We start from the raw sequence: 23,445 nt of genomic DNA, 5'->3' as shown, positions 1-23,445 counted from the left end.
GGTGGTGTGGTGGAGGCTGTCGGGTGGGAGGCTATCAGACCGAGATTGCGCGGTCGGTGGGCTTCACGGGGAAGGGGAGCTCGGTGGTTCCCTCGAGGTAGCGGTCGACCGCGGATGCGGCGGCGCGGCCCTCGGCGATGGCCCAGACGATGAGCGACTGGCCGCGGCCCGCATCCCCCGCCACGAACACGCCGGGGGTGGTGCTCTGGTAGTCGCCGTCGCGCTCCACGTTGCCGCGGTCGTCGAACTGCGTACCGAGCTGGCCGGTGATGTCGTCGGACTCGGCGCCGGTGAAGCCGAGCGCGAGCAGCACCAGGTCGGCGGGGATCTCGTGCTCGGTGCCGGCCTTGGGAACCCGGCGGCCGTCGAGGTACTCGGTCTCGGCCACGCGGATGGCGCGCACCTCGCCCGACTCGTTCGAGAGGAACTCCACGGTCGAGGCGAGGTACTTGCGCTCCCCGCCCTCCTCGTGGGCGCTCGAGACCTCGAAGAGGGTCGGGAACATCGGCCACGGCTGGTTCTCGGGGCGCTCCGCCGGCGGCTGCTTGCCGATGGCGAGGTTGGTGACCGAGAGGGCGCCCTGGCGGTGGGCCGTGCCGATGCAGTCCGCACCGGTGTCTCCGCCGCCGAGAACGACCACGTGCTTGCCCTCGGCCGTGATCTGGCCGAGGAGGTCGTCGCCCGCGCCGACCTTGTTCTGCTGCACGAGGTACTCCATGGCGAAGTGCACGCCGTCGAGGTCGCGGCCGGGAACCGGGAGGTCACGGGGAACGGTGGATCCGGTGCAGACGATCACGGCGTCGTAGCGGGCCCGCAGATCGTCCCACGAGATGTCGACGCCGATCTCGATGCCGGCGCGGAAGCGGGTGCCCTCGGCCATCATCTGGGTCAGGCGGCCCTCGAGGTGCTTCTTCTCCATCTTGAAGTCGGGGATGCCGTAACGCAGCAGGCCGCCGATGCGGTCGTCGCGCTCGTACACGGCCACGGTGTGGCCGGCCCGGGTGAGCTGCTGCGCCGCGGCGAGGCCGGCGGGGCCCGAGCCGACGACCGCGACGGTCTTGCCGGTGAGGCGCTCCGGCGGATGCGGGGTGACCCATCCGTTGGCGAAGGCCTGGTCGATGATCGAGACCTCGACCTGCTTGATCGTCACCGGCGGCTGATTGATGCCGAGAACGCAGGATGCCTCGCACGGCGCCGGGCACAGCCGCCCGGTGAACTCCGGGAAGTTGTTCGTGGCGTGCAGGCGCTCGATGGCCGCGCGGCCCTCGTCGCGCCAGGTGAGGTCGTTCCACTCCGGGATCAGGTTGCCGAGCGGGCAGCCATGGTGGCAGAACGGGATGCCGCAGTCCATGCAGCGCCCCGCCTGACGCCGCGTGGTGGCGGCGTCACCCTGCTCATAGACCTCTTTCCAGTCCATCAGCCGCACGGAAACCGGCCGGCGGGCCGGGAGCTCGCGCTCCTGCGTCTTCAGGAAGCCCTTGGGATCAGCCACCTGTCACCTCCAAAATACGGCCCCAGACGACGTCGCCGTCGGGGTCCAGTCCTTCTTCGACCGCTTCCTGCCGGGTGGCGAGCACGGCCGCGTAGTCGCGCGGCAGCACCTTGGTGAAGGCGGCGATGGTCGTGTCGAAATCGGCGAGCATCCGGGCCGCCAGCGGCGACCCCGTCTCGGCCTCGTGGCGCTCGAGCAGATCGCGCACGATCTCCACGTCGGCGCCGCCGAGCGGCAGCAGCTGCAGCTCGCCCGAGGCGAGGGAGTCGGCGTTCACGCGCTCCCTCTTCAGCTCGTGGATGTAGGCGGTCCCGCCCGACATCCCGGCGCCGAGGTTGCGGCCCGTCGACCCGAGGATGAGCGCGAGGCCGCCGGTCATGTACTCGAGCGCGTGGTCGCCCACGCCCTCGACCACCGCGGTGGCGCCGGAGTTGCGCACCAGGAAGCGCTCGCCCACGATGCCGCGCAGGAACATGCTGCCGCGCGTGGCGCCGTAGCCGATGACGTTGCCGGCGATGACGTTGCGCTCGGCCGGGAAGACCGAGTGGCGGTCGGGGCGCAGGATGATCTGCCCGCCCGAGAGGCCCTTGCCGACGTAGTCGTTCGAGTCGCCTTCGAGGCGCAGCGTGATGCCGCTCGGCAGGAACGCGCCGAGCGACTGGCCGGCCGAGCCGAGCAGCGTGATCTGGATGGTGCCGTCGGGCAGCCCCTGCTCGCCGTGGCGCTTCGTGACCTCGTGCCCGAGCATCGTGCCGACGGCACGCTCGGTGTTGCGGATCGGCAGCGTGATGGCCACCGGCTCGCCGTGGTCGAGCGCCGACACGGCCTCGTGGATGAGGCGCACGTCGAAGTGCTTCTCGAGCTCGTGCTCCTGCTTGCGGGCGTTCGAGCGCGGCTCGCCGTCGGCGAACCCGGGGCCGACGAGCACCGGGCTCAGGTCGAGACCGTCGGTCTTCCAGTGCTCGATCGCCGCGTTGACGTCGAGCAGCTCGTTGTGGCCGATGGCCTCCTCGATCGAGCGGAAGCCGAGCTCCGCGAGGTACTCGCGCACCTCCTGGGCGAGGAACTCGAAGAAGTTCACCACGAACTCGGGCTTGCCCGAGAAGCGGGCGCGCAGCTCCGGATTCTGCGTGGCGACGCCCACCGGGCAGGTGTCGAGGTGGCAGACGCGCATCAGGATGCAGCCCTCCACCACGAGCGGAGCCGTCGCGAAGCCGAATTCCTCGGCTCCGAGCAGGGCGCCGACGATGACGTCGCGGCCGGTCTTCATCTGGCCGTCCACCTGCACGACGACGCGGTCGCGCATCCCGTTCAGCATGAGCGTCTGCTGGGTCTCGGCGAGGCCGATCTCCCAGGGCGTTCCCGCGTGCTTGAGCGAGTTGAGCGGGCTGGCGCCGGTTCCCCCGTCGTGGCCGGAGACGAGCACCACGTCGGCCAGGGCCTTGGTGACGCCGGCCGCGACCGCGCCGATGCCGTTCTGGCTCACGAGCTTGACGTGCACACGGGCCTCGGGGTTGGCACGCTTGAGGTCGAAGATGAGCTGCTTGAGGTCTTCGATCGAGTAGATGTCGTGGTGCGGCGGCGGCGAGATGAGGCCGACGCCCGCGGTCGCGTGCCGGGTGCGCGCCACCCAGGGGTAGACCTTCGTGGGCGGCAGCTGGCCGCCCTCTCCGGGCTTCGCGCCCTGGGCCATCTTGATCTGGATGTCGGTGGCGTGCGTCAGGTACATGCTCGTGACACCGAAACGACCGGAGGCGACCTGCTTGATCGCGCTGCGACGCGTCGGGTCGAGCAGACGGTCGAGGTCCTCGCCGCCCTCGCCTGTGTTCGATTTGCCGCCGAGCTGGTTCATGGCGATGGCGAGGGTCTCGTGCGCCTCTTTCGAGATCGAGCCGTAGCTCATCGCCCCGGTGGAGAAGCGCTTCACGATCGACTCGACCGACTCGACCTCGTCGATCGGCACGGCCGGGCGCACCCCGGTGCGCAGCTTGAACATGCCGCGCAGCGTCATCAGGTGCTCGGCCTGGTCGTCGACGAGCTTGGTGTACTCGCGGAAGATGTCGTAGCGGCGCGACCGGGTGGCGTGCTGGAGCCGGAACACGGTGTCGGGGTTGAAGAGGTGCGGCGGGCCTTCGCGGCGCCACTGGTACTCCCCGCCGACCGCGAGCGGCTCGTGGGCCGTCACCGCGTCGTCATCCGGGTAGGCCGCGGCGTGGCGCGCGGCGCTCTCGGCCGCGATCACGTCGATGCCGACTCCGCCGAGCTTCGAGGAGGTGCCGGTGAAGTACTCCTTCACGAGCTCGGGGGCGAGCCCCACGGCCTCGAAGGTCTGGGCGCCGGCGTAGGAGGAGACGGTGGAGATGCCCATCTTCGACATGATCTTGAGCACCCCCTTGCCGAGCGCCTTGATCACGTTCTTGACCGCCTTCTCGGGCGTGATGCCCGAGATGACGCCGGAGCGCACGAGGTTCTCGCAGGTCTCCATCGCGAGGTACGGGTTCACCGCGGAGGCGCCGTAGCCGATCAGCAGCGCCACGTGGTGCACCTCGCGCACGTCGCCGGCCTCGACGATGATGCCCACCTTCATGCGGGTCTGCTTGCGGATGAGGTGGTGGTGCACGCCCGCGAGCATAAGCAGCGACGGCATCGGGGCCAGTTCGCGGTTCGAGTCGCGGTCGGAGAGCACGATGAACATCGCGCCGGCCTCGATCGCCTCGTCGGCCTCGGCACACATCGCCGCGATGCGGTTCTCCATCGCCTTGGGGCCGTCGTCGACGCGGTACAGCCCCTTGATGGTCGTGGTCAGACGGCTGCCCGAGGAGGGGTCGATGTGCTGGATCTTCGCGAGCTCGTCGTTGTCGATCACCGGGAAGTCGAGGATGACCTGGCGGGTGTGCTCGGGCGTGGCGGCGAGCAGGTTGCGCTCGGGGCCGAGCCCCAGGCGCAGGCTCGTCACGACCTCTTCACGGATCGAGTCGAGCGGCGGGTTCGTGACCTGCGCGAACTGCTGGGTGAAGTAGTCGAAGAGCAGGCGCGGGCGCTCGCTCAGCACGGCGATGGGCGTGTCGGAGCCCATGGCGCCGAGGGGCTCCGCCGCGTTCTTCGCCATCGGGGTGAGGAGGATGCGGATCTCCTCCTCGGTGTAGCCGAAGGTGCGCTGGCGCCGGGTGACCGAGGCCGGGGTGTGCACGATGTGCTCGCGCTCGGGCAGGTCGCGCAGGTTGATGCGGCCCTCCTCGAGCCACTGCCCGTAGGGCTCGGCGGCGGCGAGCTCGGCCTTGATCTCGTCGTCCTCGATCAGGCGGCCGGCGGCCGTGTCGACGAGGAACATCTTGCCGGGGCGCAGGCGTCCTTTGCGCACGACCTTCGACGGCTCGATGTCGGGGCTCACGCCGATCTCGCTGGCCAGGATGACCAGGCCGTCGTCGGTGATGAGGTACCGCCCCGGGCGCAGCCCGTTGCGGTCGAGCGTGGCGCCGACGAGGGTGCCGTCGGTGAAGATGAGCGCGGCCGGGCCGTCCCACGGCTCCATGAGCATGGCGTGGTACTCGTAGAACGCGCGGCGCGCATCCTCGAAGTCGGACTGGTTCTCCCAGGCCTCGGGCACCATCATCATGATGGCGTGCGGCATCGAGCGGCCGGCGAGGGTGAGGAGCTCCACCACCTCGTCGAAGGAGCCGGAGTCGCTGAGCCCCGGGGTGACGATCGGGTAGAGCGGCGAGAGGTCGCCGAGCAGCTCGGACTCGAGCTGGGACTGGCGGGCGCGCATCCAGTTGCGGTTGCCCTGCACCGTGTTGATCTCGCCGTTGTGCGCCATCATGCGCAACGGCTGCGCGAGCGGCCACGACGGGAAGGTGTTCGTGGAGTAGCGCGAGTGCACCAGCGCGAGCTTCGAGGCGAAGCGCTCGTCGGAGAGGTCGGGGTAGAACGGCTCGAGCTGGAGCGTCGTGACCATGCCCTTGTAGGTGATGGTGCGGCACGAGAGCGACATGAAGTACACCTCGTGCTCGAGCTCCGCGCGCTTGCGCAGGCGGAAGGCCTGACGGTCGAGCGCGAGGCCCGCGAGCGTGGCGCCCGACTCGGTGGTGCGGGTCGACTGCACGAAGAGCTGCCAGATGGCGGGCATGGCGTCGCGGGCGAGGCGGCCGAGCTCGGCCGGGCGCACCGGCACCTCGCGCCAGCCGAGGATGCGCAGGTCCTCCTGCTCGGCGAGCTCGCGGATGCGGTCGAAGACCACCTGACGCTCCCCCGCGTCGAGCGGGAGGAAGGCGTTGCCCACGGCGTAGCGGCCGACCGGCGGGAGCTCCGCCGGTGCGACCGCGCGCAGGAAGGCGTCGGGGATCTGGGTCAGGATGCCCGCGCCGTCGCCCGTGCCGGCGTCGGAGCCGATGGCGCCGCGGTGCTCGAGGTTGCGCAGGGCGCCGAGGGCCGTGTCGATGATGTCGTGACCGGCGGTGCCGCGCAGGGTCGCGACCATGGCGAGGCCACAGGCGTCCTTCTCCGCCGCAGGGTCGTACAGACCCTGGGCAGCCGGGAGCGTACTGAAGCTCGGGGTTGCAGGCTGATCGGCCATCGAGAACCGTCCTCTACGTGATTCTTAGGGAACTGGGACGCCAATGGCCCATGGATATCAGTGTGTCCGTAGGGCCCGTGGGGCCCCGTGGTGGTCAGATGTGTCTGCGCCGGGTGCGGTAACTGCGCGGACTAGGACTTCGCTCCGACTTCACTTTTGGCGCTCGGTTCGACTGCCTCGTTCTCGGAAGCTTCGAGAGCTTCCTCGCCCTCTCCGCTCGTCGCCCGAATACGTGTCGGTCGATTCTACCTCAGCGGATGCCGCAACCCGGTTCGCGGGTGCGGCGAGGCTATCGGGCCGTGCCGGTGGCGAGCTGGGCGGCGAGTCGTCCGACGGCGGCGACTCCCCCGTCGGCCAGTGCCTTGACGAGCGCCGAGCCCACGATGGCGCCGTCGGCGTAGCCGAGGATCTCGGCGATCTGCTCGGCCGAGGAGATGCCGATGCCCACCGCGATGCTGTCGGCGCCCTGCTCGCGGAGCCGGCCGGCCAGGGTGCGGGCGGCCTGGTCGAGGTCGGCGCGAGCACCGGTGATGCCCATCGTCGACACGGTGTAGACGAAGCCGCGGCTGTTCTCCACGGCCAGCCGGAGGCGGGCGTCGGTGGAGGTGGGGGCGGCGAGGAACACGCGATCGAGACCGGTGCGGTCGCTCGTGGCGAGCCAGTCGGCGCCCGAGTCGACGGTGAGGTCGGGCGTGATCAGCCCGGCGCCGCCGGCCGAGACGAGGTCGTCGGCGAAGCGGTCGACGCCGTACTGCAGCACCGGGTTCCAGTACGTCATGAGCAGCACCGGGGCGTCGACCCGGCTGCGGATGCGCTCGACGGCCGTGAAGGCGTCCTTCAGCCGCGTGCCCTGTGAGAGGGCCTGCACGGTGGCGGCCTGGATGACGGGGCCGTCCATGACGGGGTCGGAGTAGGGCAGGCCGAGCTCGAGCACGTCGACGCCGTTCTCGACGAGCGCCACGGCGGCGTCGATCGAGGCGTCGAGCGAGGGGAAGCCGACCGGAAGGTAGCCGACGAGTGCGCCCGCGCGCTCGGCGTTGGCACGCGCGATGGTGGTGCCCACCGGGCTCGTGATCGCGGTCATACGATGGCGTTCCCTTCGTGGTCGAGCACGTCGAAGTAGCGCCCGGCGGTCTCCACGTCTTTGTCTCCGCGGCCCGAGAGCGACACCAGGATGGTGGCGTCGGGGCCGAGCTCACGGCCGAGCTCGAGGGTGCCGGCCAGCGCGTGCGCCGACTCGATGGCGGGGATGATGCCCTCGGTGGTGCAGAGCAGACGGAAGGCCGCCATCGCCGCCTCGTCGGTGACCGGGCGGTAGTTCGCGCGGCCGATCGAGGCCAGCCAGGCGTGCTCCGGCCCCACGCCCGGGTAGTCGAGCCCGGCCGAGATGGAGTGCGAGTCGAGGGTCTGGCCGTCGTCGTCCTGCAGCATGTAGCTGCGCGAGCCGTGCAGCACTCCGGGGCGGCCCTTCGTGATGGTGGCCGCGTGCTGCGGGGTGTCGACGCCGAGACCGGCGGCCTCGTAGCCGTAGAGGCCCACGGCGGTGTCGTCGAGGAAGGCGTGGAAGATGCCGATCGCGTTCGATCCGCCGCCCACGCACGCCGTCACCGCATCCGGGAGCTTTCCGGTGAGCTCGATCATCTGCTGGCGGGCCTCCTCGCCGATGACCTTGACGAAGTCGCGCACCATCACGGGGAACGGATGCGGGCCCGCGACGGTGCCGAGCAGGTAGTGCGTCGACTCGACGTTGGCCACCCAGTCGCGGAAGGCCTCGTTGAGTGCGTCTTTCAGGGTGCGGGTGCCGCTCTTCACCGGGATGACCTCGGCGCCGAGCAGGCGCATCCTGGCCACGTTGAGGGCCTGGCGCTCGGTGTCGACCTCGCCCATGTAGACGACGCACTCCATGCCGAAGAGGGCGGCGGCGGTGGCCGTGGCCACGCCGTGCTGGCCGGCGCCGGTCTCGGCGATCAGGCGGTGCTTGCCGATGCGCTTGGCGAGCAGGGCCTGGCCGAGCACGTTGTTGATCTTGTGCGAGCCGGTGTGGTTGAGGTCTTCGCGCTTCAGGATGACGCGGGCGCCGCCCGCGTGGCGCGAGAACTTCGGCACTTCGGTGAGGATGGAGGGGCGGCCGGTGTAGCTCCGGCCGAGTTCCGCGAGCTCGGCGTGGAACTGCGGGTCGAGCTTCGCGAGCTGATAGGCCTCGTCGAGCTCGTCGAGCGCCGCGATGAGCGACTCGGGCATGAAGCGGCCGCCGAACTCGCCGAAGAACGGGCCGGATTCGGCGCGCAGCGACGCGGCGGCGGGGTGGATGTCGGTCATACGGAGAGGAACTCCTTCAGTGCGGCCACCGGGTCTTCGCCGGTCACCAGGGCTTCGCCGACCAGCACCACGTCGGCGCCGGCCGCCCGGTAGTGGGCGACGTCGGCTGCCGTCTTCACGGCGGATTCGGCCACCTTCACGGTGCCGGCGGGGATGCGGTCGACGAGCGTGCCGAAGAGGTCGGCGTCGAGTTCGAAGGTGCTGAGGTTGCGGGCGTTCACGCCCACGAGGTGCGCGCCGAGATCGACGGCGCGGGAGACCTCGGTGGCGTCGTGCGTCTCGACGAGGGGCAGCATCCCGAGCTCCACGATGAGCGCGTGCAGGCGCACGAGCGTGGGCTGGTCGAGCGCCGCCACGATGAGGAGCACCATGTCGGCGCCCGCGGCGCGCGCTTCGAACACCTGGTACTCGGTGGCGATGAAGTCCTTGCGCAGCACCGGAACGGCGACGGATGCGCGCACGGCTTCGAGATCGGCGAGCGAACCGAGGAACTTCCGCCCCTCGGTGAGCACGCTGATGGCGCTCGCACCGCCCGTTGCGTAGCGTGCGGCGAGTTCGGCCGGGTCGGCGATCGTGGCGAGTGCGCCGCGCGACGGGCTCGCGCGCTTCACCTCGGCGATGATCTTCACGGAGTCGGCGGGGGCCAGGAACGAGAGGGCGTCGAGCGCGGCCGGGCGTGCGGAAGCGGCGGCTTCGACCTCGGCCAGGCCGAGGGTCTGCCGTCGTTCTGCTGCGTCCTCGAGCGCTCCGGCGACGAGATCGGCGAGCACCGCGGTCAGTGCTCCTTGTGCTGCACGCGCGAGCCGCCGACGCCGTAGCCGGCCTTGCCGAGCACCCAGCCGAGCAGGAAGCCGATCAGCGTGATGGCGACGCCCACCCAGACGAGCCAGGCGATCTCGAGAAAGAAGGCGACAGTGCCGAGGGCGATGCCGAGGAGCGACACGACGACGAGCGTCCATGCTGCCGGGGAGTGGCCTTCGCCGAGTTCTTCGATTTCCGAGCTCATCGATCTCTTCCTGTTCTCACGGGATCGTACGATCCGAGTCTACCGGGGCCGGGAGGCGCATCCGGATTCACCGGGCTCACCGGGTGGGGTCTGTGCCGCGGGTGAGGCTGTCCCAGTCGTCGACGGCCGCATCGCGGGTGTTCGTGGCGGGAGGGCGGCCGAGCTGGGCGGCCGTTCCATTGGAGCCGGCGGCATCCGCCGGGGTCGTCGCACCCGTGTCGTCGCCGAGGTCACCGGGCTCCGACGGCGTGGCCGGCTCCCCCGCCACCTCGTCGTCGAAGAAGTCGGCCGGGTCGCCGCTCTGCCGGCCGTCGGCCGCCTCGAAGGTCACCGCCTGGTACTTGCGGCCGGCGTCCGGCCAGCGGCGGACGGTGGCGATGACGACGAGTCCGACGACCACCATCGCGCCGCCGAGCACGGCGGTCACGGCGGGCCAGGCGCTCTCGGAACCGACGGCCACGAGGCCGCGGATCGACTCGGTGCCGGCCACCCCGGTGGCGGTGGTGACCACGGCGGCGCCGGCGGCGACCGGGTCGGTGAGGGCGCCGATGGCCGACCAGAGCACGCTGGCGCCGAGCAGCACCTCGAGGGCGCCGAGCACGATGCGGATGATCGGGCCCGCGATCGCCAGGGCGCCGGCGAGGGCGATGCCGGCGAGGGCGAGCGCGGAGAGCGCCGGTGCGGCGACCGAGCCGGGCACGTCGAGCGTCGCGGCGGTGGTGGTGCCCCCCGCGATGCTGAGCGAACCCCACGACTGCGACCAGGCGAGGAAGGTGAGGCCCGAGAGCGCCAGCACGGCGAGGATCACGAGCAGCTTCAGCCGGCGACCGGAATCTCCCGTCGCGCGGCTCCGCGGAGCCGAGGACATCACTGCACCCTCGTCATGGCGTTAGCGACGGCGACCGCGCGCAGGGGCGCCGCCGCCTTGTTCTGCGACTCCTGGAACTCGCTCGCCGGGTCGGAGTCGGCCACGAGCCCGCCGCCGGCCTGCACGTGGGCCACGCCGTCGCGGATGGTGGCGGTGCGGATGGCGATCGCCAGGTCGGCGTCGCCGCCGAAGCCGAAGTAGCCCACCACTCCCCCGTAGACGCCGCGTTGGGCGAGCTCGAGGGCGTCGATGATCTCCAGCGCGCGCGGCTTCGGTGCGCCCGAGAGGGTGCCGGCCGGGAAGGTGGCGCGGAACACGTCGATCGCGTCGACACCGTCGCGCAACTGCCCCTCCACCGAGGAGACGATGTGCATGATGTGGCTGAAACGCTCCACCCGCATGAACTCCGTGACCTCCACCGAGGAGGCCTCGCAGACCTTCAGCAGATCGTTGCGGGCGAGGTCGACGAGCATGAGGTGCTCGGCGCGCTCCTTCTCGTCGCCGAGCAGCTGGTGCTCGAGGTCGAGGTCGTCCTGCGGCGTGGCGCCGCGGGGCTTCGATCCGGCGATCGGATGCGTGTGGGCGCGCCCCTTGATGACCTTCACGAGCGCCTCAGGGCTCGAACCGATGATCTGGTAGGGCGTTCCGTCGGTGTCGGCGAGGGTGAGCAGGTACATGTACGGGCTCGGGTTCAGCGTGCGCAGCGCCCGGTAGACGTCGAGCGGATGCGCGGTGCAGTCGAGTTCGAAGCGCTGCGAGATCACGACCTGGAAGATGTCGCCGTCGACGATGTGCCGCTTCGCGACCTCGACCGCGGCCAGGAAGTCCTCGCGCTCGGTGCGGTGCCGCGGCTCGGCGGCGGTGCCGAAGTCGGCGGTGGCGAGCCAGGCCTCTGCGGGAGCCGCGAGCCCCTTCTGGAGGGCGTCGAGGCGCTCCTGCGCGGCGCTCCAGAGGGCGTCGGCCGGCGCATCCGTGTCGGTGAGGACGTTGACGAGCAGCTGCACCGTGCCGAGGTGGTGGTCGACCACGACGATCTCGGAGACGAAGGAGAGGGCCTGGCTGGGCATCGGGTAGTCCGCGGGCGGGCGGTTGGGCAGGTGCTCGATCTGCCGCACGGCCTCCCAGCCGATGAAACCGACGAGCCCCCCGGTGAGGGGCGGGTGGCTCGCCACGGCGGGCGTCTTCCAGAGCTCGTAGAGGGCGCTCACGGCCGCGAGCGGCGCATCCGGGATCCCGGCCGGGAAGGCCCGTTCCACCGGCAGGCCCAGATCGATCCAGACCGCACGGTCGTCGGCCTCGGTCAGCAGGCCGAAGCTCGAGACGCCGATGAACGAGAACCGCGACCAGATTCCGCCCTGCTCCGCCGACTCGAGGAGGAACGTGCCGGGGCGGCCGTCGGCGAGCTTGCGGTAGATGCCGACCGGCGTCTCGCCGTCGGCGAAGAGCTCACGGATGACCGGGATGACCCGGTGCGAGCCGTGCAGTTCGTCGAACTCGGCGCGCGAGGTCGAGTTCTGGGCGGTGGAGGTCATGGTCTCTCGAGTATTTCAGGTCGCGGGCGAGCCCACGACGGGCTGGAGCGGATCGACGTCGAAGCACCGGCGCGCGCCCGTGTGGCAGGCGGCGCCGATCTGGTCGACCTGCACGAGGAGGGTGTCGTCGTCGCAGTCGAGCGCGGCGGTCTTGACGTACTGCACGTGGCCGGAGGTGTCGCCCTTGCGCCAGTACTCCTGACGGGAGCGCGACCAGAAGGTCACGCGGCCCTCGGTGAGGGTGCGGCGGAGTGCCTCGGCGTCCATGTAGCCGAGCATGAGCACCTCTTTGCTGTCCCACTGCTGGATGATCGCGGGCAGCAGGCCGTCGGCGCCGAAGCGCACACGGTCGAGCACGGCGGTGGTCTCGTTCGCGCCGGCGGTCTCGTTCGTCGGGTCGCTCATCGCACGACCACCCCTTCTCTGCGCAGTTCGTCTTTCACGTCGCCGACCGTCATCTCGCGCAGGTGGAAGACGGATGCCGCGAGCACCGCATCCGCGCCCGCCGCGATGGCCTGGCCGAAATGCTCGACCCGGCCGGCGCCGCCCGAGGCGATGACCGGCACAGAGCTGATCTCGCGCATGAGGCGCACCAGCTCGAGGTCGAAGCCGTCTTTCGTGCCGTCGGCGTCGATCGAGTTCACGAGCAGTTCGCCCGCGCCGCGTTCGATGGCCTCGCGCGCCCACTCGAGGGCGTCGAGCTCGGTCTCGCGGCGGCCGCCGTGGGTGGTGACGACGAATCCGGATGCCGTTCGGCCCGCCTCGGCCGTGCGCTTCACGTCGAGCGAGAGCACGAGCACCTGGGCGCCGAAGCGGTCGGCGATCTCGTCGAGCAGAGCAGGACGGGCGATGGCGGCGCTGTTGACGCCCACCTTGTCGGCACCCGAGGCGAGCAGCCGCGCCACGTCGTCGTCGGAGCGCACCCCACCCCCGACGGTGAGAGGGATGAAGACCTGCTCGGCGGTCTGGCGCACCACGTCGTACATCGTGGCCCGGTCGTCGACCGTGGCAGTCACGTCGAGGAAGGTCAGTTCGTCGGCACCCTGCTCGGAGTAGAGGCGCGCGAGTTCGACCGGGTCTCCGGCGTCGCGCAGGTTCTCGAAGTTCACGCCCTTCACCACGCGGCCCGCGGCCACGTCGAGGCAGGGGATGACGCGGACGGCGAGCGTCATCAGATTCTCGCGGCGTGGATGGGGCTGACCAGGATGGCGCGTGCACCCACGGCGTAGAGCGAGTCCATCACCTGGTTGGTGTCGTGGCGGGGCACCATCGCGCGCACGGCGACCCACTCGGGGTCGTGCAACGGTGAGATGGTCGGACTCTCGATCCCCGGCGTGAGCGCGCAGGCCTCGTCGAGCTGCGTGACGGGCACGTCGTAGTCCATGAGCACGTACTGCCGGGCCACGAGCACGCCCTGCAGACGGCGCAGCAGAACTGCGGCGCCGGGGTGGGTGGTGCCCGAGCTGATCAGCACCGCGGTCGACTCGAGGATGACGGGGCCGAAGATCTCGAGGCCGGCCTTGCGCAGGGTGGAGCCGGTCGACACGACGTCGGCGACCGCATCCGCGACCCCGAGCCGCACGGCGGACTCCACGGCGCCGTCGAGACGGATGAGCGTGGCGGTGATGCCGTGGGTGGCGAGGAAGGCGCCGACGAGCCCCGGGTAGCTGGTGGCGACGCGGGCGCCCTCGAGGTCGCGCAGCTCGATGGCCGTGCCCTCGGGGCGGGCGAAACGGAAGGTGGACTCGCCGAAGTTCAGCGCGGCGGTCTCGGTGGCGGTCGACTCGGAGTCGAGAAGCAGGTCGCGGCCCGTGATGCCCACGTCGAGGGCGCCGGAGCCGACGTAGGTGGCGATGTCACGGGGTCGGAGGTAGAAGAATTCGACGTCGTTGCGCGGATCGAGCACGACCAGCTCGCGCGGGTCGCGCCGGCCGACGTAGCCCGCCTCGGCGAGCATCTGGGCAGCGGTTTCGGAGAGGGAGCCCTTGTTGGGCACCGCGATCTTGAGCATGAGGGTCTTTCAGTGGGAGAACGAAGCGGAGGGAGGGGTGCTCAGTTCACAGATGTCGGTAGACGTCGGCCGGGGTCAAGCCCTTGGCGAGCATCATGACCTGCAGGTGGTAGAGCAGCTGGGAGATCTCCTCGGCCGCGTTCTCGACCGACTCGTACTCGGCCGCCATCCAGACCTCGGCGGCCTCTTCGACGATCTTCTTGCCGATGGTGTGCACGCCGGCGTCGAGTTCACGAACGGTGCCCGAGCCTTCGGGGCGTTCGGCCGCCTTGGCGGAGAGCTCGAGGAACAGCTCGTCGAAAGTCTTCACGGGTCAAGGTTACCGGTGTCCGTGGGCGTGCTGGGTCGCGAGGGCGCGCAGGTGGTCGATCTGGGCGGCGGCGCTCTCGGCGCCGAAGACGCTCGACCCCGCCACGAAGGTGTCGGCCCCGGCTTCGGCGGCGATGGCGATGGTGTCGTCGTTGATGCCCCCGTCGACCTGGAGCCACACGTCGAGACCGGATGCGCGCACGGCGTCGGCGAGCACCGTGAGCTTGGGCATCGTGCTCGCGATGAAGGACTGGCCGCCGAACCCGGGCTCGACGGTCATGACGAGCACCATGTCGAACTCGGGCAGGAGCTCGAGGTAGTCGCTCGCCTCGGTGCCGGGCTTCAGGGCGATGCCGGCGCGGGCGCCGCGCTCGCGGAGGCTCCGGGCGACGCGGACCGGGTCGGAGGCGGCCTCGGCGTGGAAGGTCACCGAGTAGGCGCCGGTCTCGGCGTAGAGCGGCGCCCAGTGCTCGGGGTCGTCGATCATCAGATGCAGGTCGAGCGGGATGGGGCTCACCTGCTGCAGCCGCTCCACCACGGGGAGCCCGAGGGTGAGGTTCGGCACGAAGTGGTTGTCCATCACGTCGACGTGCGCGAGATCGGCGTTGGCGATGCGGCCGAGCTCGGCCTCCAGGTTCGCGAAGTCGGAGGCGAGGATGCTGGGGTTGATGCGAAGGACCACGCGTCGACCCTACCGGCTCTCGCGGGCGTCGGCGTGGGCGTCCGTCGTGCCGGGGGTGGCCCTGGGCTCGGCGAGCTCCAGGCGTTCGACCGCCTGGCCCGTCACGGCGGAGATCACCTCGAAGTCCTTGTCGACGTGAAGCACGGTGAGCCTGGTGAGCTCGGCTGTCGCGGCGATCAGGAGATCGGGGACCGACGGCGCGCGGTGCCGGCCGGTCGCGGCGAGCATCCGTTGCACCTCGACGGCGCGCTCCTCGATGGCCGGAGTGAGGTGCTCGATGAGGAGCGCCGAGGTGGGAGGGGTGCTGACGATCTCGTGCAGATGCTCTGCCGAGCGCGCGCTGAAGCCGAGTTCCAGGCGCGTGACGGAGCAGACACGCACCAGCCCGCGCTCGATCCGCTCGGCCCAGAGCCCGGGGTCTGCCGAGGATCCCAGCCGGGCGAGCGCCGACTTGTCGATCAACCAGTCGTTCATCGCCAGGCGTTCGCGATCAGTTCGTCGTCGAGCAGGCCGGCCAGCCGCGCATCGGAGGCGAGGAGGTCGGCGGCCGACACCGATCGCCGACCGCGCGCGGCTTCACGCACGAGCTGGCGGCGCACGAACTCCGCCCGGGACAGCCCGAGCTGCGCAGCCTGGGCGTCGATGTCGGCGACGACCTCCTCGGGGAGGTTCCGAATCAGGATATCGGCCATGTCGTCCTCGCTCTCAGTGGGATATCGCACGCTATCACACGAGGGTGGTCGCGTGCAGGATGTTTTCCACAGGCGCCGCAGACAACCCGTTTCTCCACAGATTCGCGCCACACCCGGACGGCGGGCGACTGCGCGACGCAGCATCTCCGCATGACATTCATCGCTCCCCCGAGTTCCGCCCCTCGCCCTTCCGTGCCCGACGACGTCTCCCTCGCGAGCCTCGTCGACGAGATGGTGGGCGCCGCCATCCGCTCGCAGCTGTGGCTGCTCTATCTCGATGCCGACGACCGGCCGATACCCGTGGCCATGCCCCTCGAAGACGTCGCGCCGGAGCTCGACGACGCCGAGATCGACCAGGTGACGTGCCTGGCGCGCGAGACCGCGCGCCAGCTCGGCGCCGCGCAGCTCGTGCTCGTCTGGGAGCGTGAGGGCGGCCCCGCCCTCACCGTCGGCGAGCGGGCGGGCATCGCCCGCGTCGCTGAACGCTACCCCGACGGCGGACTGCGGCTGCGGCGGCAGTTCCTGAGCCACTCGACGGGCGTGGTGGCCCTGTGAGCGGCGTCAGCTCCGGCGGCGGTCAGTTCTTGCGGAAGAGGGCGATGAACATGGCGTCGGTGGTGTTGCGATGCGGCCAGAGCTGCACGGCGGCCGACGGGGCGCCGAGGTCGATCGCACCGCCGGTGACCTCGCGGAGCACTTCCTGCGCGTCGAGCTGCTCGAGCTGGTCGCCCCAGCGCCGGAGCGCGCCTTGAACCTGTCCCCGGGTCTCGCCGACATGTGGGGAGCAGGTGACGTAGGCGAGCACGCCGCCGGGCTTGAGAGCGCGCACGGCCGAGTCGATGAGCTGCTGCTGCAGGATGACGAGGTCGGCCACGTCGGACGGCGTCTTGCGCCAGCGGGCCTCAGGGCGGCGGCGGAGTGCGCCGAGGCCCGTGCAGGGCGCATCGACCAGTATGCGATCGAACGACTCGGGCTCGTCGGCGCCGATCGTGGTGCCGTCGCGCTCCCACACCGCCGGGGCGTCCGGGATGGCCGCGACCGCGCGGCGCACCAGTCCGGCTCGGGCCGCCACGGGCTCGTTGGCGATCACCACCGCTCCGCCGAGCCGCGCCTCGGCGGCGAGCAACGCGGTCTTGCCGCCAGGCCCTGCGCACAGGTCGAGCCACCGCTCGCCCGCCGTGATGGGCCGTGCCCGGCTCAGGGCGAGAGCGGCGAGCTGGGAGCCCTCGTCCTGAACGCGGACGGTTCCCTCGTGCACGGCCGGAATGCCCGACGGGTCACCGGTCGGCGCGAGGAGCCCGACCGGCGAGAGCCGCGACGGCTCGGTACCGTGCTCCACCTCGTCACGATCGATCAGGCCGGGAAGCGCGGTGAGGCTCAGGCGGGCGGGCGTGTTGTCGGCCTCGAGCAGTTCGTCGAGCTCGAAGGGCAGGGCCGTGGCGTCCACACCGTCGGCGGTCAGGGCGCGCCGGAAGGCACGCACCACCCAGGCCGGATGCGAGGCGGCCACCGCGAGGCGCTCGTCGTCGTCGATCGCGGCGGCCATGGCCTTCTCGAGCCATTCGCTCGCGGGAACCCGCGTGATGGCCCGCAGCACGCCGTTCACGAAGCCGGTCGACGAACGCGAGGCCACCTGGCGGGCGAGCTCGACCGATTCGTTCACGGCGGCGTGCTGGGCGACGCGCAAGGAGAGGATCTGATGGCAGCCCAACTCCAGCACGTCACGCACTGCTCCGTCGATCTCGGAGATCGGGCGCCCGGAAGCCAGCTCGATCACCCGGTCGTAGTAGCCGCGCATCCGGAGCGTGCCGTAGGTGAGCTCGGTGGCGAGTCCCGCATCCGCGGTGTCGAGCCCGGCCGCAGCGATCTTCGAGGGCAGCAGCAGGTTGGCGTAGGCGTCGTCCTCGCGCACGGCCGTGATGACCTCGAGGGCGATGCGGCGTGCCGGCTGCACCGGCGAGGGTGCGGGAGCAGCGGGGCGACTGCCGGGTCTCTGGCGGCCTCCGCGGCTCTGAGGGGCGCGACCGCGGTGCGATCCCCGATCGTTGCCGGGGCGTCCGCCGGTGGGAGTGCTCATCGTGCGATCATCCTCTCCGCGCCGGCGCCGCGCCACCAGTCGGCGGCCGCCATCGCCTTCTTGCCCGCCGGGTGCACGGTGAGGAGCTCGAGCGGAGCACCGGCCGTCCCCACCAGCACGTGCGAGCCGTCGGCCACCACGACACCCGGGTCGAGGCGCGGCCGGTCGCGTGCCGGTGCCGCATCGAGGATCTTCATTCGTGCTCCATCGATCTCGGCGAAGGCACCGGGCTCGGGGGTCACCCCGCGCAGCCGCCGGTACACCGCATCGACGTCCTGCGAGAAGTCGAGGTGGGCGTCGTCGATGCCGAGCTTGGGCGCGAGTGTGACCTCGCCCTCCTGCTCGCGCGCCGACAGCGTGCCGTCGCCGATCCCGGCCACGGTGGAGGCCAGCTGCTCGGCGCCCGAGAGCGAGAGCCGCGAGAGCAGGGCGCCGGCGCTCTCGTGCGCGCCGATCGGGGTCGAGCTCATCGACCACACCGCGCCGGCGTCGAGGCCGGGTACGAGCTGGAACACCGTGGCGCCCGTCTCGGTGTCCCCGGCGATGATGCTCCACTGAACCGGTGCCGCTCCGCGCCAGCGCGGCAGCAGCGAGAAGTGCAGGTTGATCCAGCCGAGACGGGGTGTGCTGAGCAGCGGCTCCCGCACGAGGCCGCCGTAGGCCACGATCACACCGAGGTCGGCGTCGAGCGCGGCGACCCGGGCGGTGACGTCGTCGTCGAGCCGGTTGGCCTTGATGACCGGGATACCGAGTTCGTCGGCGGCCGTCGCGACCGGCGACGGCGTCAGCACCCGCTTGCGCCCGAGCGGGGCATCGATCCGGGTCACGACGCCGGCGACGTCGAAACGCGCGGCGAGCGTGGTCAGGCTCGGCACCGCGACGGCGGGGGTGCCCGCGAACACGAGTCTCATTCCATGATCTCCGAATCGTCGAACCGCACACGAAGCGTGGGCGGGGGCCGGTAGGCGGCGCTGCGGCCGCCACGGGGGCGGCGGGTCGTGGCGTTCTTCACCACGAGAGCCCGCAGGTGCCGGGCCACGGAGGCGCCGACCGCGTAGTCGAACCGCACGATCACCCGCACCAGTCCGTCGTCGGCCGGCACCGGGCCCAGCGTGTCCATCTTGGCCCATTCCTCGTCGGTCACGAGCACCCGGAGCTCCGTCATCGCCGTGGCCACCGTGTCGGCGGCGCCCGTCACGGTCGCGATCCGCACCGCCGGCGGGAAGCGCAGCCGCCGCCGGTCGACCAGTTCCTCGGCGGTCACCACGTCCTGCCGCCAGGTCACGAGGCTCTTGGCGAGCTCGCCGCCCACCCCCACGAGCACGGTCGTGGCTCGCGGAGCCGAGAGCGCGATCGCATTCGACCACCAGCGCAAGCAGTCCTCGGCGACGCGCAGCGATTCGCGGGCGAGCATCCGGGGGCCGTCGAGCAGCAGCACGGCCCGATACCCGCCGGAGGCGATCGGTTCGGCGCCGCGGGTCGCCACCACGAGCGCGGGGCGGGCATCGACGGTCAGCACCGGATGGTCGCCGTCGGCCACGATCACGCGTGTTCCGGGGAAGGCTCGGCCGAGCTCGTCGGCGGTGCGCCCGGAGCCGGTCGACGCGAAACGGAAGCTCGTGCCCTGGCAGTGCGAGCAGCTCCAGTTCACGGCGATCGCGCCACAGAGCGAGCACGAGGGTCGCTCCCCCGCACGGGCCACCCGCAGCGGGCCCGAGCAGACGGTGCAGAGGGCGGGCATCGAGCAGCCCTGACAGGCGAGCACGGGGGCGTAGCCGGGGCGCGCCACCTGCACGAGCACCGGCCCGGTCTCGAGGGCCTTGCGGGCCACCGCCCAGGCGGAGGACGGGATGCGCGCCGAATTCTGCGGCGAATCGGGGTCGTCCTGCTCGGCGGTCGGGACCACGCGTGGGAGGTAGCGGGGCGCAGGGAAGACCGGATGCAGGAAGCCGAGCTCGACGAGACGCTCGACCTCGGTGCTCCGCGAGTGCGAGACGAAGGCGAGGCGGGCGCCGGACTGCTCCTGGCGCACCAGTGCTGCATCCCGCACGTGCACGTAAGGCGCCAGAGGTTCGGTCTGCAGCGAGTCGCCTTCGTCCCACACGACGATCAGGCCGAGGCGGGAGACCGGGGCGTAGATGCTCGAGCGGTTGCCCACGACGATGTGCGGGGCGCCGTCCAGCGCCGTGAGGAAGTTGCCGTAGCGCTCGTTGCGAGCCTGCCGGGCGTCCAGGGGCACGACCGCCTCCGTCACACCGACGTGGGCCAGCGCCTGCTCGAGAGAGATCTGGTCGCGGTAGTCGGGCACCGCCACGATCACCGATTCACCGGCCCGGTAGACGGCCGCGGCGAGCTCGGCGACCGTGAGGGCCCAGTGGCCGACCGTGTGCGCGGCCCCCGCGGCATCCGTCACCGCCGTGACCGTGGCGACGGCGTCGATCGCGCTGCGTGCCCCGGGCTCGGCGAGGTGCCGCGCGTCGTCGGGCGAGTAGGCGGTGAGCTCGAGGGCGACCACTCCGTGGCCCCGGCTCGACGACGCGCTCGCGGTATCGGCGTGCGCTCGCCGAGACCCGCCGTCCTCGGCAGGGCCTGTCGCGGCACCGTCGCCGCCTCGTCGCGCCGCCGCGGCGTCGCCGAGGCCGGTGCTGGGCGGGACCGAGTCCGTCGGGTCGTTCGATGATTCCGCCGCCTGTTCCGCCGCACGGCGCGCGAGGAATGCCTTCTCCACACGCACGAAGCGCGGGGGCACGGCGAGCCGGACGATGTCGCACGCGCTCCCGGCGGCGCGATCGGCGAGCCGTCGGGCGAGCGCCCACACCTCGGGCGTGAGCACCGGGAGCGGCGACACGATCTCGTCGATCTCGCTCAGCGAGCCCTGGTAGCCGGGATGGTCGACGAGCTCCACGATGTAGCCGCGCGCGGTACGCCCGGCCGAGCGCAACGGAACCTTGACCCGGACGCCCGCGCGCGCATCCGCTCGCAGAGCCGGCGGCACGAGGTAGTCGAACAGACGGTCCAGCTGCGGCAGCGGCGACTCGAGCATCACGCGCGCGACCACGGCGTGCCGCTCGTCCGACGCCGGAGACGGGCCGTGCGCCCTGCCCGCAGCGCCCTCGACGTCGGTCACGACGCCGCCCACCGCTACAGGCCTGCAGCGGCGCGGATCTCCTCGACCCGGTCGAGGCGCTCCCAGGTGAACTCCGGGAGCTCGCGGCCGAAGTGGCCGTAGGTGGCCGTCTTGGCGTAGATCGGGCGCAGCAGGTCGAGGTCCTCGATGATCGCGGCGGGCCGCAGGTCGAACACCGAACGCAGGGCCGTGGTGATGGCCTCGTCGCTCATGACGCCGGTGCCGAAGGTCTCCACGTAGAAGCCGACGGGAGCGGCCTTGCCGATGGCGTAGGCGATCTGCACCTCGAGGCGCGTGGCGAGCCCGGCGGCCACCGCGTTCTTCGCCACCCAGCGCATGGCGTACGCGGCCGAGCGGTCGACCTTCGACGGGTCCTTCCCGCTGAACGCGCCGCCGCCGTGGCGGGATGCCCCGCCGTAGGTGTCGACGATGATCTTGCGGCCCGTGAGCCCGGCGTCGCCCTGGGGGCCGCCGATCTCGAAGCGGCCGGTGGGGTTGATCAGGGTGCGCACCTGGGAGAAGTCGAGCGAGACTCCCTGGGCCTCGGCACTCTCGAGCACGGGCCGGATGACGACCTCTTCCACCTCGTGACGCAGTTCGTCGAGCTCGATGAACGGCGCGTGCTGGGTGGAGAGCACCACGGTGTCGATGGTCTTGGGCACGACGCCGTCGTAGCCGATGGTGACCTGGGTCTTGCCGTCGGGGCGGAGGTAGCCGAGCAGGCCCTCCTTGCGCACGGTCGCGAGCCGCTCCGAGAGGCGGTGCGCGAGCCAGATCGGCAGCGGCATGAGCTGGGGGGTCTCGGTGGTGGCGTAGCCGAACATGATGCCCTGGTCGCCGGCGCCCTGGCGGTCGACCTCGTCGGTCGAGGAGCCCTCACGGGTCTCGAAGGCGTTGTCGACCCCCTGCGCGATGTCGGGCGACTGCCCGCCGATCGACACCGAGACGCCGCAGGATCGGCCGTCGAACCACACGTCCGACGAGGTGTAGCCGATCGAGGTGATCTTCTCGCGCACGATCGCGGGGATCTCGACGTAGCCCTTGGTGGTCACCTCGCCCGCCACGTGCACGAGGCCCGTGGTGACGAGGGTCTCCACGGCGACGCGCGAGTGCGGGTCGACCGTGAGCAGTGCGTCGAGGATGCTGTCGGAGATCTGGTCGCAGATCTTGTCCGGGTGCCCCTCGGTGACGGACTCGGACGTGAACAGGCGAAGAGAGGTCATTGTGCTCCTGATAGGGCGGCGGCGAACACTCCGAGAATGTCATCGGCCACCGACGACTTGCTGCCGGATGCCTCGAAAACTATATCGCCGGATGCGTCCAGAACCGTGACCGTGTTGCTCTCGGTTGCGAAACCGGTGGTCCAGCCCACGCCGTTCAGAACGAGGAAGTCGCAGCCCTTGCGGGCGATCTTGGCGCGCCCGAGCGCGAGCAGCTCCTCGTGCGAGCCCACGGTCTCGGCCGCGAAGCCCACGATCACCCGGCCGTCGCGCGGCCCGGCGGAGATGATGGCGAGCACGTCCGGGTTCTGCACGAGCTCGAGGGTCAGCCGCTCGCCGGTGTGGGCCTTCTTGATCTTGGCGTCGGAGACCGCGACGGGCCGGTAGTCGGCGACGGCGGCCGCCATCACCGTGAGGTCGTGCCGGGCGGAGGCCTCGACGGTCGCCGCCAGCAGCTCCTCGGTCGTCTCCACCCGCACGAGGTCGACGCCCGCGGGCGGCTCGACCTCGATGTGGGCGGCGATGAGGGTGACCCGCGCCCCGCGGTCGCGGGCGGCGGCGGCGATGGCTGCGCCCTGGCGGCCGCTCGAGCGGTTGCCCAGGTAGCGCACCGGGTCGAGGGGCTCGCGCGTGCCCCCGGCGGTCACGAGAACGCTGCGCCCCTCCAGGTCCCGGATGCGCGGGGCCGGTGACCCCGAAGATCCCGCCGGCACGCCCGCCACGGCCAGCGCCGCCGCCACGATGTCGTCGGGCTCGGCCATCCGGCCCTGACCGGCGTCTTTCCCCGTGAGCTGGCCGCTCACGGGCCCCACGAGGTGCACCCCGCGCGAGCGCAGGGTGGCGATGTTGGCCACGGTGGCGGGGTTCTGCCACATCTCGGTGTGCATCGCGGGCGCGAGCACGAGCGGCGCGCGGGAGGCGAGCACCGTGGTGCCGAGGAGGTCGTCGGCGAGCCCCGCGGCGAGCTTCGCAATGGTGTTCGCGGTCGCCGGGGCGATGACGATGAGATCGGCGGCCTGGCCGAGCGCCACGTGCCGCACTTCGGCCACGGCCTCGTAGAGGTCGGTGTTGACCGTGTTGCGTGAGATCGCCTCGAGCGTGGGGCGGCCGACGAAACGGAGGGCCGCCTCGGTGGCGACGACGTGCACGTCGTGCCCCGCCAGAACGAGGCCACGGATGACGTTCACGGCCTTATAGGCCGCGATGCCACCCGTGATCCCGACGACGATGTTCAATTGGATTCCCTGCGTGTGCGAGCTGCGGAGCCGACCGGCTATTCGATCGGCGCGGCGGCGCGGACGGTGAGCTTGTCCTCGTTGATCTCGTGCATGGCCACGGAGAGCGGCTTGTCGTCGATCGTGGAGTCCACCAGGGGCCCCACGTTGTCGAACAGGCTGCCCTCGTGCAGGTCGGCGTAGTAGTCGTTGATCTGGCGGGCGCGCTTCGAGGCGAAGATCACCAGGGCGTACTTCGAGTCGACCTTCGAGAGAAGTTCGTCGATGGGCGGGTCGATGATGCCGAGCTTGTTGGTGGGCAT

General features: G+C 71.2%; 22 protein-coding genes. 1 reads left to right on the top strand and 21 read right to left on the bottom strand.

From position 1 onward, the window contains the following. Nucleotides 1–34: 34 nt before the first annotated feature. The 15 genes from VD659_RS09155 to VD659_RS09085 all read right to left on the bottom strand — a co-directional run bounded on the left by VD659_RS09155 (nucleotide 35) and on the right by VD659_RS09085 (nucleotide 15,484). Nucleotides 35–1,492, bottom strand: a complete 1,458-nt coding sequence (locus tag VD659_RS09155) for a glutamate synthase subunit beta (protein WP_137835721.1) — start codon at nucleotides 1,490–1,492, stop codon at nucleotides 35–37. Beyond that, complete coding sequence (gene gltB, locus VD659_RS09150; protein WP_423260797.1) at nucleotides 1,485–6,065, bottom strand: glutamate synthase large subunit; 4,581 nt, start codon at nucleotides 6,063–6,065, stop codon at nucleotides 1,485–1,487. The genes VD659_RS09155 and gltB overlap by 8 nt, the downstream gene beginning before the upstream one ends. A 289-nt stretch (nucleotides 6,066–6,354) precedes the next feature. Further along, nucleotides 6,355–7,149: a tryptophan synthase subunit alpha gene (trpA, locus tag VD659_RS09145; RefSeq protein WP_423260796.1), complete on the bottom strand. Its 795-nt coding sequence runs from the start codon at nucleotides 7,147–7,149 to the stop codon at nucleotides 6,355–6,357. Further along, nucleotides 7,146–8,384, bottom strand: coding sequence for a tryptophan synthase subunit beta (gene trpB, locus VD659_RS09140; RefSeq protein ID WP_423260795.1), 1,239 nt, complete (start codon nucleotides 8,382–8,384; stop codon nucleotides 7,146–7,148). Before trpB ends, trpA begins: the two co-directional genes overlap by 4 nt. Then, a complete protein-coding gene (trpC, locus tag VD659_RS09135; protein WP_423260794.1) occupies nucleotides 8,381–9,154 on the bottom strand; it encodes an indole-3-glycerol phosphate synthase TrpC in 774 nt (257 codons plus the stop codon). The genes trpB and trpC overlap by 4 nt, the downstream gene beginning before the upstream one ends. 5 nt (nucleotides 9,155–9,159) lie before the next feature. Beyond that, nucleotides 9,160–9,390, bottom strand: a complete 231-nt coding sequence (locus VD659_RS09130; protein ID WP_137835726.1) for an HGxxPAAW family protein — start codon at nucleotides 9,388–9,390, stop codon at nucleotides 9,160–9,162. A 76-nt stretch (nucleotides 9,391–9,466) separates the two neighbouring features. After that, nucleotides 9,467–10,258, bottom strand: coding sequence for a Trp biosynthesis-associated membrane protein (locus VD659_RS09125; RefSeq protein ID WP_423260793.1), 792 nt, complete (start codon nucleotides 10,256–10,258; stop codon nucleotides 9,467–9,469). Then, nucleotides 10,258–11,790 carry an anthranilate synthase component I gene (locus tag VD659_RS09120; protein ID WP_423260792.1) on the bottom strand — a complete coding sequence of 511 codons (1,533 nt, stop codon included), beginning with the start codon at nucleotides 11,788–11,790 and terminating at the stop codon, nucleotides 10,258–10,260. The genes VD659_RS09125 and VD659_RS09120 overlap by 1 nt, the downstream gene beginning before the upstream one ends. A gap of 15 nt (nucleotides 11,791–11,805) precedes the next feature. After that, the gene (gene hisI, locus VD659_RS09115; RefSeq protein ID WP_423260791.1) at nucleotides 11,806–12,195 is read right to left on the bottom strand and encodes a phosphoribosyl-AMP cyclohydrolase; all 390 of its coding nucleotides are present in this window, start codon (nucleotides 12,193–12,195) and stop codon (nucleotides 11,806–11,808) included. After that, on the bottom strand, nucleotides 12,192–12,962 hold the full coding sequence (gene hisF / locus VD659_RS09110) for an imidazole glycerol phosphate synthase subunit HisF (protein ID WP_423260790.1): 771 nt from the start codon (nucleotides 12,960–12,962) through the stop codon (nucleotides 12,192–12,194). The genes hisI and hisF overlap by 4 nt, the downstream gene beginning before the upstream one ends. Continuing rightward, nucleotides 12,962–13,801 (bottom strand): ATP phosphoribosyltransferase, encoded by an 840-nt coding sequence (hisG, locus tag VD659_RS09105; protein WP_137835731.1) that lies wholly within the window; start codon nucleotides 13,799–13,801, stop codon nucleotides 12,962–12,964. Before hisG ends, hisF begins: the two co-directional genes overlap by 1 nt. Nucleotides 13,802–13,847: 46 nt before the next feature. Next, a complete protein-coding gene (locus VD659_RS09100; RefSeq protein ID WP_137835732.1) occupies nucleotides 13,848–14,111 on the bottom strand; it encodes a phosphoribosyl-ATP diphosphatase in 264 nt (87 codons plus the stop codon). 9 nt (nucleotides 14,112–14,120) lie between these two features. Then, nucleotides 14,121–14,792, bottom strand: a complete 672-nt coding sequence (gene rpe, locus VD659_RS09095) for a ribulose-phosphate 3-epimerase (RefSeq protein ID WP_423260789.1) — start codon at nucleotides 14,790–14,792, stop codon at nucleotides 14,121–14,123. 9 nt (nucleotides 14,793–14,801) lie between these two features. Beyond that, complete coding sequence (locus tag VD659_RS09090; protein WP_423260788.1) at nucleotides 14,802–15,266, bottom strand: PIN domain nuclease; 465 nt, start codon at nucleotides 15,264–15,266, stop codon at nucleotides 14,802–14,804. Next, the gene (locus VD659_RS09085; protein WP_423260787.1) at nucleotides 15,263–15,484 is read right to left on the bottom strand and encodes a FitA-like ribbon-helix-helix domain-containing protein; all 222 of its coding nucleotides are present in this window, start codon (nucleotides 15,482–15,484) and stop codon (nucleotides 15,263–15,265) included. Before VD659_RS09085 ends, VD659_RS09090 begins: the two co-directional genes overlap by 4 nt. Before the next feature lie 150 nt (nucleotides 15,485–15,634). On the opposite strand from VD659_RS09085, the gene VD659_RS09080 reads away from it, so the two are divergent. After that, nucleotides 15,635–16,039: a hypothetical protein gene (locus tag VD659_RS09080; RefSeq protein WP_423260786.1), complete on the top strand. Its 405-nt coding sequence runs from the start codon at nucleotides 15,635–15,637 to the stop codon at nucleotides 16,037–16,039. Between the two features lie 22 nt (nucleotides 16,040–16,061). Here VD659_RS09080 and VD659_RS09075 read toward each other — a convergent pair whose 3' ends face one another. From VD659_RS09075 to rpoZ, 6 genes are read right to left on the bottom strand one after another with little or no spacing between them, the layout of a single operon-like run. Further along, nucleotides 16,062–17,561 carry an RsmB/NOP family class I SAM-dependent RNA methyltransferase gene (locus VD659_RS09075; RefSeq protein ID WP_423260785.1) on the bottom strand — a complete coding sequence of 500 codons (1,500 nt, stop codon included), beginning with the start codon at nucleotides 17,559–17,561 and terminating at the stop codon, nucleotides 16,062–16,064. Continuing rightward, nucleotides 17,558–18,472, bottom strand: coding sequence for a methionyl-tRNA formyltransferase (gene fmt, locus VD659_RS09070; protein ID WP_423260784.1), 915 nt, complete (start codon nucleotides 18,470–18,472; stop codon nucleotides 17,558–17,560). The genes VD659_RS09075 and fmt overlap by 4 nt, the downstream gene beginning before the upstream one ends. Then, a complete protein-coding gene (locus tag VD659_RS09065) occupies nucleotides 18,469–20,688 on the bottom strand; it encodes a primosomal protein N' (protein WP_423260783.1) in 2,220 nt (739 codons plus the stop codon). The genes fmt and VD659_RS09065 overlap by 4 nt, the downstream gene beginning before the upstream one ends. Nucleotides 20,689–20,702: 14 nt before the next feature. Further along, on the bottom strand, nucleotides 20,703–21,911 hold the full coding sequence (gene metK, locus VD659_RS09060; protein ID WP_137835739.1) for a methionine adenosyltransferase: 1,209 nt from the start codon (nucleotides 21,909–21,911) through the stop codon (nucleotides 20,703–20,705). Then, nucleotides 21,908–23,143, bottom strand: a complete 1,236-nt coding sequence (coaBC, locus tag VD659_RS09055) for a bifunctional phosphopantothenoylcysteine decarboxylase/phosphopantothenate--cysteine ligase CoaBC (protein ID WP_423260782.1) — start codon at nucleotides 23,141–23,143, stop codon at nucleotides 21,908–21,910. Before coaBC ends, metK begins: the two co-directional genes overlap by 4 nt. Nucleotides 23,144–23,181: 38 nt before the next feature. Then, entirely contained in the window at nucleotides 23,182–23,445 is a 264-nt protein-coding gene (rpoZ, locus tag VD659_RS09050) for a DNA-directed RNA polymerase subunit omega (protein WP_137835741.1), read from the bottom strand.

The sequence above is a fragment of the Herbiconiux sp. 11R-BC genome (genome assembly GCF_049472555.1).
Lineage (GTDB): Bacteria > Actinomycetota > Actinomycetes > Actinomycetales > Microbacteriaceae > Herbiconiux.
Note: the sequence above shows the minus strand (reverse complement) of the source record. Positions and strands in the feature narration are given on the sequence as shown.

Bases quoted from the DNA above. Each gene is read 5' to 3' on its own strand.
- gltB (WP_423260797.1), bottom strand. From the start codon at position 6,065: ATGGCCGATCAGCCTGCAACCCCGAGCTTCAGTACGCTCCCGGCTGCC.
- trpA (WP_423260796.1), bottom strand. From the start codon at position 7,149: ATGACCGCGATCACGAGCCCGGTGGGCACCACCATCGCGCGTGCCAAC.
- trpB (WP_423260795.1), bottom strand. From the start codon at position 8,384: ATGACCGACATCCACCCCGCCGCCGCGTCGCTGCGCGCCGAATCCGGC.
- VD659_RS09130 (WP_137835726.1), bottom strand. From the start codon at position 9,390: ATGAGCTCGGAAATCGAAGAACTCGGCGAAGGCCACTCCCCGGCAGCA.
- VD659_RS09125 (WP_423260793.1), bottom strand. From the start codon at position 10,258: ATGTCCTCGGCTCCGCGGAGCCGCGCGACGGGAGATTCCGGTCGCCGG.
- VD659_RS09120 (WP_423260792.1), bottom strand. From the start codon at position 11,790: ATGACCTCCACCGCCCAGAACTCGACCTCGCGCGCCGAGTTCGACGAA.
- hisI (WP_423260791.1), bottom strand. From the start codon at position 12,195: ATGAGCGACCCGACGAACGAGACCGCCGGCGCGAACGAGACCACCGCC.
- hisF (WP_423260790.1), bottom strand. From the start codon at position 12,962: ATGACGCTCGCCGTCCGCGTCATCCCCTGCCTCGACGTGGCCGCGGGC.
- hisG (WP_137835731.1), bottom strand. From the start codon at position 13,801: ATGCTCAAGATCGCGGTGCCCAACAAGGGCTCCCTCTCCGAAACCGCT.
- VD659_RS09090 (WP_423260788.1), bottom strand. From the start codon at position 15,266: ATGAACGACTGGTTGATCGACAAGTCGGCGCTCGCCCGGCTGGGATCC.
- VD659_RS09085 (WP_423260787.1), bottom strand. From the start codon at position 15,484: ATGGCCGATATCCTGATTCGGAACCTCCCCGAGGAGGTCGTCGCCGAC.
- VD659_RS09080 (WP_423260786.1), top strand. From the start codon at position 15,635: ATGACATTCATCGCTCCCCCGAGTTCCGCCCCTCGCCCTTCCGTGCCC.
- VD659_RS09075 (WP_423260785.1), bottom strand. From the start codon at position 17,561: ATGAGCACTCCCACCGGCGGACGCCCCGGCAACGATCGGGGATCGCAC.
- fmt (WP_423260784.1), bottom strand. From the start codon at position 18,472: ATGAGACTCGTGTTCGCGGGCACCCCCGCCGTCGCGGTGCCGAGCCTG.
- metK (WP_137835739.1), bottom strand. From the start codon at position 21,911: ATGACCTCTCTTCGCCTGTTCACGTCCGAGTCCGTCACCGAGGGGCAC.
- rpoZ (WP_137835741.1), bottom strand. From the start codon at position 23,445: ATGCCCACCAACAAGCTCGGCATCATCGACCCGCCCATCGACGAACTT.